The sequence below is a fragment of the Martelella sp. UBA3392 genome (assembly GCF_002358775.1).
Taxonomy (GTDB): domain Bacteria; phylum Pseudomonadota; class Alphaproteobacteria; order Rhizobiales; family Rhizobiaceae; genus Martelella; species Martelella mediterranea.
Window position 1 is genome coordinate 1 of sequence record NZ_DEPM01000260.1, and the last position, 12,067, is coordinate 12,067.

Sequence of the window (12,067 nt, forward strand, 5' to 3'; positions counted from 1 at the left end):
GCCGACGAAGATCACGAACTCGCCGTCACCGATCTCAAGGTCGATGCCCTTGATGACCTGCAGGTCGCTGAACCATTTTTCCACGTTATCGAGCTTTATGGAGCCCATATCATTCTCCTTCAGCCTGCAGCATGTCGTCGCCCATGGCCCAGGCGAGATGAATGGCCGCCGTCCAGGTGAACAGCTTGCCGCCCAGACCCTCGCCCGAAAGCGGGTCGAAATATTCGTAGAAGCCGGATTTTTCCACCGCCTTGCGGGTGTCGGCCCGAAGCCGTTCGGAAAGCGCCGTCTCGCCCTTTTCGGCAAGGCCAATGGCGATCATGTAATTCACGACCGACCAGATCGGCCCGCGCCAATAGCGCCGGCTTTCGAACCGCTCGTCGCGCGGGTCCCAGCTCGGAAAACCATAGCTGCAGTTGGCGAGAATGGCGGCGATTTCGGCGACAGAGCGGGCCTGTTGATCAGGCGTGCCGGCATCGGCGTAGAGCGCCATGGCCGACGCATTGGTAAAGGCAGTCGAGAGCCCGCCGGAGCGCAAGTCCTTGGCCACGAAGCCGCCAACCTCCTCGCTCCAGAAGGTTTCGCAGCCTTCCTTGGAACGCTTCAGCCAGCTTTCCGCCTCGTCGCGAATACCGGGTTCGCCGAATTCGCCGGCGAGTTCGGCAAGGTCGCGGTCGCCACGCATCAGCGCGAACTGGACACACGGGTCGACCATGAAGAACGGGCCGTTCCGGGCGATCTCCAGGTGGTCCCATTTGCATTCCTGGCCGAATTTCACGATGGCGAGGTAACGGTTATACTGCTCCGCCGTCGGCCGTTCGGAGGGGTCGACATGGGTAATGTCGCGGCGCGGCAGGTCGCCGAGGTCCTCTGGCACGGCCACCTCAGCCATGCCGATATCCCAGTCCGGGCAGTTGTCGCGGCCGGATTCCCAGGGGTGGATGATGCCGACGACGCCGGTGTCATCCGGGTCGCGATAGGTGTGGAACCAGCGGTGCCACCGGACGAGCTTTTCGAACAGCGCCTTGGCCCGCGCGCGGTCCATTTCGCCGCCGGTCTTCATCATCGTCAGCATGGCGCTTGCCGCAACAGGGGGCTGGGAATGGCCGGAGGAGGGGGGCACGGTGTTGGATTTCCACATTTCCGGGCCCGGAAAGTAATCCGGGTCGGTCTTGTGAAAGATGATGTGCGGCACCATGCCGTCGGCCCACTGGCCGGAAAACAGAGTCTCGATTTCCTGCCATGCCCGGTCGCGGTCGAAGGTTGCAAAGCCGAGGGCGGCGAACACGGAATCCCATTCCCACTGGTAGGGGTAGAGCCGTGCGGTCGGCACGGTGTAGCCGCCGCGGTCGTTCATGCGGAGAATGTCGATGGCCTGTTGTTTCAGAGATCTATGCATGCTCATCCTTTCACGCTGCCGGCGGTCAGGCCCGCCACCAGGAAGCGTTCGAACCACAGGAACACGAATAGCACCGGCACGGTCGCGATCACCGCGCCCGCCATCAGATGCTGCCGCGGAACTTCCGATGAGTTCAGGGAGACGACGCCGCGCGAGAGCGTGAACATGTTGATGTCGTCGAGGAACATGAAGGCGAACAGGAATTCGTTCCAGGCGATCATGAAGACGTAGAGCGCGACCGAGGCGAGTGCGGGAAGCGCCAGAGGCAGGGTGATCTTCATGATCACGCCGGGCCGCTTCAGCCCGTCCATCAGCCCGGCCTCTTCCAGTTCGGACGGCAGGCCGCGGAAATAGCCCTGCAGCATGTAGAGCGCGACGGGGATGGTGGTCGCCGGATAGACGATCATCAGGCCGAACAGTGAATTCCTGAGGCCGATCTGGGAAAAGGCCGAATAGAGCGGGATCACCAGCACGATGGCCGGCACCATGTAGATCAGCAGGATCGAGCGCGACAGGAAGTTCTGGCCGGGGAAGCGCAGTCTTGCCACCGCATAGGCGCCGGGCACCGCGAACACCAGCGTGATCACGACGGTGGCGACCGAGACGATCGCCGAATTCATCAGGAACGTTCCGAAATGATAGGTGGTGAACAGCTCGATATAGGAGCGGAACAGGCCGGAAAGCCCCTGCGACAGATCGATCGAAAGGTCGAGCGGGTTCGCGACCAGCGATTGCTGGCTCTTGAAGCTGGTCATCACCATGACGTAGAACGGCAGCGCCACGACGATGGTGAACAGTGTCAGCCCGAGACCTTTCATGAACCGCAGGAACACGACTTCCAGGTGATAGCGGCCGATATTGCCGGCCGGCTGATCGTGGAGGACGGCGACAATCGACCAGGTGAGCGCGGCGATAAAGGCGACGAGCGCCACAAGCTGATAGGCGGTGGTGTAGAGCAGCGACAGGCCGAAAGGCTCACCGAAGGTCACGAGCATCAGCACCGCGAAGATGGCAATGACAATGACGGCCTGAAGCCTTGTGCCGCGCGCTTTTGGCCGGTCCCGGGTCTTCACCGGCGACAGGATGTAGATCGCCGCGCCGATCGCACCGGCGAGCGACGCCACCCAAACCTGCGGCGCGCTGGGCTCGCCGGCGAACAGCGTGTAGATCAGGCCGATGACCACCATCCAGACCGCGCCCCAGAAGGCCCCGACAAGGATGGCGGCGATGAAGCCGGTTCCGATACGCATCATCCCTCGTCCTGCGGTGAGAATTTGAAGAACAGCAGCGCGAATGCCAAGAGCACGACGAACACCACCACCGCGACCGCGGCACCCGCGCCGAGATTGGAGACGGCGAAAGCCTGCTCATAGACATCGACCGTCAGCGTGCGCGTTCCCGCAGCCCCGCCGGTCAAAAGGAAGATGTCGTCGAACTTGTTGAAGGTCCAGATGAAGCGCAGCAGGAACAGCACCGCCAGGATGCCGACAAGCTGCGGCAGCGAGATGTACCAGAACTGCTGCAGCGGCGTCGCGCCGTCGATTTCGGCCGCCTCGTAGACATCGGTCGAAAGCGCCTGCATGCGCGCCAGGATGAACAGGAAGGACAGCGGGAAATAGCGCCACGCCTCGAACGCGATCACCGTCGTCAGCGCCACCGGGAAATTGAAGGTGAGGCCGAACACGGAGATCGGGATATCGCGCTGGCCGAAGAAATCGACCGGCGCGCCGATCATGCCCGAGCGCACCAAGAGCGCGTTGAGCGTGCCCGAATAGGGATCGAGCAGGATTACCCAGGTAAAGGCGACGGCGATGACGGGCGCGACATAGGGAAACAGGAACAGGCCGCGCAGCGCGGTGCGGCCGCGAAAACTCTGGTTCAGAAGCTGCGCGGCGAACAGGCCCAGCACCAGCGCGCTCGCCGTGCCGAAGACGGTGTAATAAAAGGTGACGCGCAGCACTTTCCAGAAATCCGGCGAGGAGAAGATGCGCCTGAAATTGTCGAGCGTGAACTCGAAATTGGTGAGGATGTTTTCTGCGCTGCCGAAGGGGGCCGGATCGCTGTCGCGCGGGTTCACCGGCGTCTGCAGATAGGCGGTGTCGGCGATCACCTGAAGACGGATGCTGTCACGGAATTTCGGCGGCAGATCGCCAAGCGTGCAACTCACCTGCCGGTCCTCGACCTTGCAGCGCTCGTCGACGCCGGTCACCTTCAGGCCATCGGGAACGATATCGACGAAGCCCGCCTCGTAGATCGAGGCATCCTGCGAGGTGTTGCGGAGGCGATATTCGAGTTCGACGGCATCGCCGGCGTTCTCGATATCGCCGCGAATGCGCTCATTGATGTTGAGTTGCGGCGGGCGCAGGTCGGAAAGCTGAACCGGCTTGAACGAGATCCAGAAATTGGCGATCAGCGGCATCAGCACGACGGCGAGCACGATAAGGAAGGTCGGCGCCAGCATGGAATAGGCAAAGCGCATCTCGCGCCTGGCCATGCGGCCTATGGTCTTCGGCGGCCCTTTCGGCATCGGTTCGGTTGTGTCTGTCATGCAATCGGTTCCGGAGATAGGGTCGACCGGGCGACTGTCAAAGGCCGCCCGGCGGTTTTGCCCTCAAGGGAAATCAGTTGATCGCCCCAAGCTCCGAATTGAGCTTCTCGACGGCCTGCTGACCGTCGATCTCGCCGTCGATGTACTGGCGCACGACCTGATTGATGATCTGGCTGTTGACCACCTTGGAAGCGAGCGCAAGCTGGCCTTCCTTCACGCCCCAGCGATTGGCGCTTTCAAGGCCGGTCACAATCTTCTGCACGGTTTCTTCCGGATAGACATCGGCAAGCGGTGCCTTGCGGTCGACGCCGACGGGCAGCGTCGCCCATTCGTCGACGAACTTGGTCGGCTCCTCGGCGGTGCCGCGGCGGACCGGGAACTTGCCTTCCGGCGCCATCGACAGCGTGTTCATGTAGCCCTCATCCATCGAGAACTTGATGAAATCCGCGGCGACATCGATATTGGCATCAGCGGTCACGCCAAGATAGCGGATATCGGCCCAGGCCGCGCCATCCGGGTTGGAGGGGCCGGAGAAGGTGGTGACGACATCGGTCTTCTGGGCAAGCTCGGTCGAGGTCGGATCGTCGTTGATGGTCGGCGGCGCGCTGTCGCGCAGGCCGGCGAGCTCATCGAGGATGAAGGGCGACCAGATGACCATCGCCGCCTTGCCGCTGAAATAGAGCGAACGCGACTGGTCCCAGTAGAGTTCGCCGGCGGGCGAGGCGTCGGCAAGCGTCTTGTAGAACTCCAGAACTTCGATGGTCTTGGCTTCGTCGAGCGGCTTGAAGCCGTTTTCGTCCACCGGGGTGACGCCGTTGGCGAGGAAGACATGCTCCAGCACCTGGCTCATATAGTTGTCGTCGATCTTGGTGGCGGCGACGAAGCCGTAGATTTCCGGCGGATTGTGAAGCGCCTCGATCGCCGTTGCGATATTCTCGTAGGAATCCGGCGCGGCAAGGCCGTTCTCGTCGAACAGGTCCTTGCGGTAGATGATCATCTGCGTCCAGCCATCGACCGGCACGGCAGCGGTCATGCCCTCGAACTGCGCCATTTCGATCGCGCCGGGCGCGAAGGTGTCGATGCCGAGATCGTTGACGATCTCGTCGTTGATTTCGACGTCCAGAATGCCGGCTTCGGCCCAGGGCAGGACATATTGCACGGTGTGGTAGATCACGTCCGGGAGGTCGCCGGCGGCAAAGGCGGCGGTGGCGCGGGTGCCGAGATCGGTCTCGGTCACCGGGATGACCTGAACCTCGTGGCCGGTCGCTTCCTGGAACTGATCGGCGATTTCCTGCTGCTTGGCGAGGCGTTCCGGCTGTTCCTCGGTGGTCCAGAAGCGGATCGTATCGGCCTGCGCCATGGTTGCGGTGCTGGCGGAAAGCGCCAGAGCGGCGGTCAGTTTGCTCAAAGTCGACATATAAGTCCTCCCTCATTTTCAACCGGCGGCGTGCCGGTGCCGAACTCCTGCGGGGCAAAAATGCGATCGACCGGGGCGACCCCTGTCCCGGTGTCGTTGGCAAAATCCATCAGATGCGGCCCGGAGCACCGGGTCGGCGTTTCGCTTTGAAAAGCAGTCTTCACCGAAGGTGAATCACCCTCCCTAACGCGTTGGGCGCGTCTTTTGTTGCACAAAAAATACGCCTGACCGCTTCTTAGGCAAAATGTAGCGCCGAAAGCGACACGGGGTCAAGGCGCGGCGGCATTTCGGCCCTTTGCCACTTTGGTCTGGGGGCTTGGGACCGATGCCCGCGTGAGGAACAAAGCCACGGGCCGCACGTTGGCTCACTGTCTATCCACGCAAAACAGGATTGGGGAACGTCGCATGGTGCAAGGCGCGAGATGGCTGAAACCGCTGGCCCGCACGGGCTATTTTGCCCGGGGCATGGTCTACACCATCATCGGACTGTTCGCGGTGCTGGCCGCCATCGGCTCCGGCGAGAACAAGGATACCAAGGGCGCGCTGGAGACGCTGCTGGGCCAGCCCTTCGGGACGGTGCTGATCGCGCTGTTGATCATCGGCCTCGTCAGCTACGCGGTATGGCGGCTGTTCCAGTCGGTCATGGATCCCGATGAGCATGGCACCAAGCCGACCGGGCTTGCCGTGCGGGCCGGGCTTCTGGCCAGCGCCTTTACCTATACCGTGCTCGCTTTCTACGCGCTGTCGCTGATTGCGTTTTCGGGCTCCGGCGGCGAGGGCGGCGGACAGTCGCCGGCTCAGTATATTGCCGGTTTCATCGGCTCGCGGCCTGTCTCGCTCGGCCTTGCGGCGATCTTCGCCGGCGTCGCGATCGCCCATTGGGTCAAGGCGCTCAAGCGGAAATACGCCGATCACCTGAGGGCGTCGGAAGAGGTGATGGCCTATGTCCATCCGATTTCGATCGCCGGGCTGATGGCGCGCGGCGCGGTGTTCGCGATCCTGTCGGTCATGCTGGTGTTTCGCGGCCTTACCGCCGACGATGCCTCCGGCACGCCCGGCATCAAGGAGGCGATGGAGTTCATCCAGGGGCTCCCCTTCGGCGCCATCCTGCTTGCCGCCATGGGCGCCGGCGTCATCATGTTCGCCGCCTATTCCTTTGCCGAGGCGATCTGGCGGGAGATCAATATCGAGGATGCCTGAGGCGAGGGAGGCCGGGACCCTCCTCGCTCTACTCACTTTCGAACTCGGTCGGCGCGGTCTCGCTCAGAAGGTCGCCGCGGCCGCGAGACCGGCGCTCCCGCTCCATGCGCCGCTGGAGGCTGGGGTCGATATCGGTGTTCTGCGGTGTGGCCGTTTCTTCTCGGACCTTTTTGGGAGCAGGAGCGACCGGTTTTTCCTCGGTGCCGGAGAAACCGGAAAGCGCCGATTTGAGGTCATCATCGTCGAAGCGCAGGCGATAGATCGGCTCCGGCAGCGAGAAGCCATTGGACTCGAGCGCGCGCTTTACCAGCCGCATCGCCTCGGATCGCGCCTTGGCCCAGTTGGTGCTGCTCTGGTCGATCCAGCCGACGAAATAGAGCACCACATTGGAATCGCCGAGTTCCTCGATCCAGGCATCGGCTTCGGGGTCATCGAGGATGAAGTCCTGCCCCGCGATGGTTTCAAGCCCGATCTTCAGGGCCAGGTCGAGATCGCTGTCGGCGCTGACGCCGAGCTCGAAGGTGAAGCGGCGCTGCGGATTGACGGTATAATTGGTGATCGCGCTCTTGAACACCGTGGCGTTCGGAATGCGGATGTGGTTGCCGTCGACTTCCATCAGAATGGTGGCGCGCGAGGTCAGACTGATGACGAAACCCTCGAATGTGTCGATCTTGACGAGGTCCTTGGGTCGGAATGGTTGGCGGATGGAGAGCAGGATACTGGCGATATAGTTCTCCACCGTGTCGCGCACCGCAAAACCGACGGCGAGACCGACGATGCCGGCCGCGCCCAGCAGCGTGCCGAGCAGGGCTGTCGCGCCGAGAATATCGAGCGCCAGAACGCCGCCGATCACGAAGAAGACGATCCTGACGACCTGGCGCAGAAGATCGGCGATGAAGGCATTCGGCGCGATCCGCGACCACGGCCAGCTTCGCGAGGCGAGATAGAGGCCGAAGACGATGACGGCAATGCAGACGATGAAGGCCACCAGCAGCAGCGGCAGGTAGCTGAGCGCCTGTGCGGCCCGGTCTTCCAGCCTGTCATAGACCGGCTCCAGCCGTTCGCCGAGCGAGGTTTCCACCATGATCCGGCCATTGACGGCGACGACGCCTTCAAGGCTGCCGGCAAGCTCCCTGGCGCGACTTGCGAGCTGGGCCTCCTGGACTTCGCCGCCAAGCGTCACAACGCCGTAATGCACGGAAACGTCGATCGTCGACAGTCCCTCGATCTGGCCGAAAATGCCCTCAAGCCGGTTGCGGATGGCGGTGTCTGCGGCGGCATCGGCATTGCCCGGCACAGTCTGTGCGCTCTCTCCCTGCGTGGGCTCTTCCGTCAATTGTGCGAGAGAGGGAGACGCCGGCGAGAGCAGGATGAGGGCGGCGACGGCGATGCATCCAAGAATCCTGTTGCATCGCGCTGTCTGTCCGCCAGCGACTGAACCGGCGCAAAACGACAAAATCCCGCGGGCGCGCCGCAGGAGGGTAGGAAAAAGGGCCCTCTGCGGGCCCTTTCTTGTGGCGTTGGCTTCCATGCTTACGGCTGCGTGCGGCGGAAGAACGGGCCGCGGAAGGCCGAGATCGCAATGCCTTCGTCGCGGTGGTTGCCGCCGGCAAGAGCCGCAAACCATGCGCCTGCCGCACCGAGAACAGCGCCGGCACCGGCCGCGAAGGCGGTGATCGTGGAGGCGGACTGCATCAGCTGCATCATTTCCGCGCTGACTTCCGGATCCGCTGCGGCAGGGGCCATAGCGGACGAGACTGCCGCCGAAAATCCGGCCGCAAGGCCCATCGCCACGGTGGCGAGCGCCCAGACGACGATGCCGTGAATGCCGTCGCGGAATTCGCTCTCATCCGCGGTGCCGTCGCCGAAATGCGAACGCATGCGGCCTGCGACGTAGCCGCCGGCGCTGGCGCTGGCGAAGGGGATGAGAACCAGCCAGAGGCCGACGAGGAAGATGCCCCAGGTGAGGCCGTCTTCAAGCGTGGGGTCGGCGGTTGCGAGGCCGATACCGGCGCCGAACTGCGTCAGCACCACGGTCAGCGCGCCGGCAACAACTGCACCGGCGAAAACGGCGCCCCATTCGATGTATGAAACGCCCGGCCTTGCGGCGGCGGTGGTTACGGGTTTGTGATCAATATCACTCATGATCACGCCAGCCCAAGAACGGACAGGATGAACATGACGACCACGATGAGACCGACGAGATAAATAATACCACTCATTTTTCTGCTCCGATTGAAATTGATATCCGGTACAACGGCTTGACGCCGCGAACGTTCCGCAACCGGCCTGTTTTTTCGGCTTGGCGCACCGATCCCAGGTCGTGGCAGTGCCCGGCAACGGCCTTTTTCGAAGGGAGAAAGTCGGAAATCTGCACGTTGCCCGTGGACCGGGGCGGAGAGTTTCGCCACTTTGCGGCTGAGGAAAGCTCTATCGGGAGAACAATGAAAATGTCGCATCGCCGCCTGCGTTCACAAGACTGGTTCGACAATCCGGACCACGCGGATATGACCGCGCTCTATCTGGAGCGGTTCATGAACTATGGAACCACGCCGGAGGAACTGCGCTCGGGCAGGCCGATCATCGGCATTGCCCAGAGCGGCAGCGACATCAATCCCTGCAACCGCCACCATCTCGATCTCGCGCGCCGGGTGCGCGACGGCATTCGCGATGCCGGCGGTATTCCGATCGAGTTTCCCTCCCATCCGCTGTTTGAAAACTGCAAGCGCCCGACGGCGGCGCTCGACCGCAATCTCGCCTATCTCGGTCTGGTCGAGATCCTTTACGGCTATCCGCTGGACGGCGTGGTGCTGACGACGGGTTGCGACAAGACCACGCCCTCGGCGCTGATGGCCGCCGCGACCGTCAACATTCCGGCGATCGTCTATTCCGGCGGCCCGATGCTCGACGGCTGGCATGAAGGCGAGCTTGTCGGTTCCGGCACGGTGATCTGGCGTTCGCGGCGCAAGCTTGCCGCCGGCGAGATCACGCGCGAGGAGTTTCTGGAGGCGGCGCTCGATTCCGCCCCGTCGGTCGGCCATTGCAACACGATGGGCACGGCCTCGACCATGAATGCGCTGGCCGAGGCGCTCGGCATGTCGCTGACCGGCTCGGCGGCGATCCCGGCGGCCTATCGCGAGCGCGGCCAGGTCGGCTATCGTACCGGTCGCCGTGCGGTGGAACTCGTCAACGAGGATATCCGTCCGCTCGATATTCTCACCCGCCAAGCCTTTCTCAACGCCATCCGCGTCAATGCCGCGATCGGCGGCTCGACCAACGCCCAGCCGCATCTGGCGGCGATCGCGCGTCACGCCGGGGTAGAGCTGAAGCCGGAGGACTGGCAGGAGCATGGCTATGACATACCGCTGCTCGCCAATGTCCAGCCGGCCGGCAAATATCTCGGCGAACGGTTCCACCGCGCCGGCGGCGTGCCCGCGATCATGTGGGAACTGTTGAAGGCCGGCAAGCTTGATGGCGGCGCGCCGACGGTCACAGGCGCGACCATGGCCGACAATCTCGAAGGGCGCGAGGCTGTCGATCGCGAAGTGATCCTGCCCTACGACAGGCCGATGCAGGAGCGCTCGGGCTTTCTGGTAATGAAGGGCAATCTCTTCGACTTCGCGATCATGAAGATGAGCGTGATTTCCGATGCCTTTCGCAAGCGTTATCTCATGGAGCCCGGCCATGAGGGCGTGTTCGAGGGCAAGGCGGTGATCTTCGACGGCTCGGAGGACTACCACGCCCGCATCAACGATCCGGCGCTCGGCATCGACGAACGCACCATATTGGTGATCCGGGGCGCCGGGCCGCTCGGCTGGCCGGGCTCCGCCGAGGTGGTCAACATGCAGCCGCCGGACCATCTCATCAAAAAGGGCATCACCAGCCTGCCGACAATCGGCGACGGCCGTCAGTCCGGCACGGCCGACAGCCCCTCCATCCTCAATGCGTCGCCCGAGAGCGCTGCGGGCGGCGGTCTCGCCTTCCTGCGCGATGGCGACACGATCCGCATTGATTTCAACCAGGGGCGCTGCGACACGCTGGTCGACGACGCTGAAATCGAGAGACGCAAGACCGAGGGCCTGCCGAAGGTGCCGGACGACGCCACGCCGTGGCAGCGGCTCTACCGTCAGACGGTGACGCAACTCTCCGACGGCGGGACGATCGCCGGCGCGGACGAGTTTCGCGATATCGCCCGCCGTCCGCCTCGCCACAATCACTAAACGCGCATGGAAAACCGGGCGAGGGTTAAAAAGCAACCATGAATACGGTATCTTTAGAAATTGCGGCTACAAGCTATTGACAATCGCGCGGTCGCCATTTTCCGGGCGACCACAGCGCTGTAGGTAAGTGTGCCGTTGAATGTGGCTCGGTCGCGCGGGCGATGCGGTTGCAGCGAAACTGTCAGAGTGTGTTTTCCGGGCGCGAAATTGGCTTCCGGATGTTGAGACCCAAAGGAGGGTCATGTGGTACGAGTAAGCGTGTTTGGCATCGGCTATACCGGCACCGTTTCCGCGGCCTGCCTCGCCGAGCAGGGTCATCAGGTGGTCGCGGTCGATATCGATCCCGCCAAGGTCGCCTCCATCAATACCGGGCGCACGCCGATCGTGGAGGAACGTCTCGATGAGCTGGTCTCGACCAATCACGCGGCCGGCAGGCTGTCGGCGACCACGGATATCGCCGAAGCCATCCTGAACACCGATGTCTCGATCGTCTGTGTCGGCACGCCGGGCGAGGATACGGGCGCGATCGGGCTTTCCTATGTCACGGCGCTCTGCCGGTCGATCGGCGCGGCGCTGGCGGAACGAAAGGGACATCACAGCGTCATCATGCGCTCAACGCTTGTGCCGGGAACGATGGAAAGCGTGTGCGTGCCGGAGCTTGAGCGCGCCTCGGGGCTGAAGGCCGGCGCGAATTTCGGCGTCGGCTATTTCCCGGAATTCCTGCGCGAGGGCACCGCGGTCGCGGATTACTTCGAACCGTGCCTGATCGTCTACGGCGCGATGGATGATCCGACGATGACGATGCTGCGCGACCTCAACGCGGCGCTGCCGGGCGAACATCACGCCGTCGACATGAAGACTGCGGAGATGATCAAATACACCAGCAATAGCTGGCGCGCGACCAAGATCACCTTCGCCAACGAGATCGGCAATATCGCCAAGAGCGTCGGCGTCGACGGCCAGGCGGTGATGAAGATCCTCTGTTCGGACCACGAGGTGGCGATGTCGCCCTATTTCCTGCGTCCGGGCTTCTCCTTCGGGGGCTCGTGCCTGCCCAAGGACCTCAGGGCGCTGCGGTTTCTCGCCAATTCCAATGATGTGGCCGCGCCGCTGCTTCAAGGCGTGCTGGAGGCCAACGAGAACCAGATCGTCCGCGCCGAGGCGCTGGTGAAGCGGTTTGAAGGGCGCACGGTCGGCATGGTCGGCATCAGCTTCAAGCCGGGCACGGACGATCTGCGCGAAAGCCCGCTGGCGGCGCTCGCCAGCCGGCTTCTGGATGGCGG

At 63.1% G+C, this 12,067-nt stretch carries 9 protein-coding genes and 1 pseudogene; 3 read left to right on the forward strand and 7 right to left on the reverse strand.

The features are described 5' to 3' along the window. From B4E36_RS20300 to B4E36_RS20320, 5 genes and pseudogenes are all read right to left on the reverse strand, one after another. A pseudogene (locus B4E36_RS20300) lies at positions 1-108 on the reverse strand (ABC transporter ATP-binding protein); the annotation flags it as partial. A 1-nt stretch (position 109) separates the two neighbouring features. Continuing rightward, complete coding sequence (locus B4E36_RS20305; RefSeq protein ID WP_292055168.1) at positions 110-1,399, reverse strand: MGH1-like glycoside hydrolase domain-containing protein; 1,290 nt, start codon at positions 1,397-1,399, stop codon at positions 110-112. A 2-nt stretch (positions 1,400-1,401) separates the two neighbouring features. Further along, positions 1,402-2,649, reverse strand: a complete 1,248-nt coding sequence (locus B4E36_RS20310) for a carbohydrate ABC transporter permease (protein WP_292055167.1) — start codon at positions 2,647-2,649, stop codon at positions 1,402-1,404. Further along, on the reverse strand, positions 2,649-3,947 hold the full coding sequence (locus tag B4E36_RS20315) for a carbohydrate ABC transporter permease (protein ID WP_292055165.1): 1,299 nt from the start codon (positions 3,945-3,947) through the stop codon (positions 2,649-2,651). The genes B4E36_RS20310 and B4E36_RS20315 overlap by 1 nt, the downstream gene beginning before the upstream one ends. A gap of 73 nt (positions 3,948-4,020) precedes the next feature. After that, a complete protein-coding gene (locus B4E36_RS20320) occupies positions 4,021-5,364 on the reverse strand; it encodes an ABC transporter substrate-binding protein (protein ID WP_292055164.1) in 1,344 nt (447 codons plus the stop codon). Between the two features lie 405 nt (positions 5,365-5,769). On the opposite strand from B4E36_RS20320, the gene B4E36_RS20325 reads away from it, so the two are divergent. Further along, positions 5,770-6,564, forward strand: a complete 795-nt coding sequence (locus B4E36_RS20325) for a DUF1206 domain-containing protein (protein WP_292055163.1) — start codon at positions 5,770-5,772, stop codon at positions 6,562-6,564. Between the two features lie 28 nt (positions 6,565-6,592). Here the strand turns inward: B4E36_RS20325 and B4E36_RS20330 are convergent, their stop codons facing one another. Together B4E36_RS20330 and B4E36_RS20335 are read right to left on the reverse strand one after the other, a co-directional pair. Continuing rightward, the gene (locus tag B4E36_RS20330; RefSeq protein ID WP_292055162.1) at positions 6,593-7,861 is read right to left on the reverse strand and encodes a mechanosensitive ion channel family protein; all 1,269 of its coding nucleotides are present in this window, start codon (positions 7,859-7,861) and stop codon (positions 6,593-6,595) included. A gap of 236 nt (positions 7,862-8,097) precedes the next feature. After that, positions 8,098-8,709, reverse strand: a complete 612-nt coding sequence (locus tag B4E36_RS20335) for a hypothetical protein (RefSeq protein ID WP_292055161.1) — start codon at positions 8,707-8,709, stop codon at positions 8,098-8,100. 299 nt (positions 8,710-9,008) lie between these two features. Between B4E36_RS20335 and B4E36_RS20340 the strand changes: the two genes are divergently transcribed. After that, a complete protein-coding gene (locus tag B4E36_RS20340) occupies positions 9,009-10,784 on the forward strand; it encodes an IlvD/Edd family dehydratase (protein WP_414673795.1) in 1,776 nt (591 codons plus the stop codon). Between the two features lie 243 nt (positions 10,785-11,027). Beyond that, on the forward strand, positions 11,028-12,067 hold a 1,040-nt coding region (locus tag B4E36_RS20345), incomplete at its 3' end, for a nucleotide sugar dehydrogenase (RefSeq protein WP_345900751.1).

What these genes read in the sequence shown, in the direction of transcription:
- B4E36_RS20340 (WP_414673795.1), top strand. Translation starts at nt 9,009, where the DNA reads ATGAAAATGTCGCATCGCCGCCTGCGTTCACAAGACTGGTTCGACAAT.
- B4E36_RS20310 (WP_292055167.1), bottom strand. Translation starts at nt 2,649, where the DNA reads ATGCGTATCGGAACCGGCTTCATCGCCGCCATCCTTGTCGGGGCCTTC.
- B4E36_RS20305 (WP_292055168.1), bottom strand. Translation starts at nt 1,399, where the DNA reads ATGCATAGATCTCTGAAACAACAGGCCATCGACATTCTCCGCATGAAC.
- B4E36_RS20320 (WP_292055164.1), bottom strand. Translation starts at nt 5,364, where the DNA reads ATGTCGACTTTGAGCAAACTGACCGCCGCTCTGGCGCTTTCCGCCAGC.
- B4E36_RS20315 (WP_292055165.1), bottom strand. Translation starts at nt 3,947, where the DNA reads ATGACAGACACAACCGAACCGATGCCGAAAGGGCCGCCGAAGACCATA.
- B4E36_RS20335 (WP_292055161.1), bottom strand. Translation starts at nt 8,709, where the DNA reads ATGAGTGATATTGATCACAAACCCGTAACCACCGCCGCCGCAAGGCCG.
- B4E36_RS20325 (WP_292055163.1), top strand. Translation starts at nt 5,770, where the DNA reads ATGGTGCAAGGCGCGAGATGGCTGAAACCGCTGGCCCGCACGGGCTAT.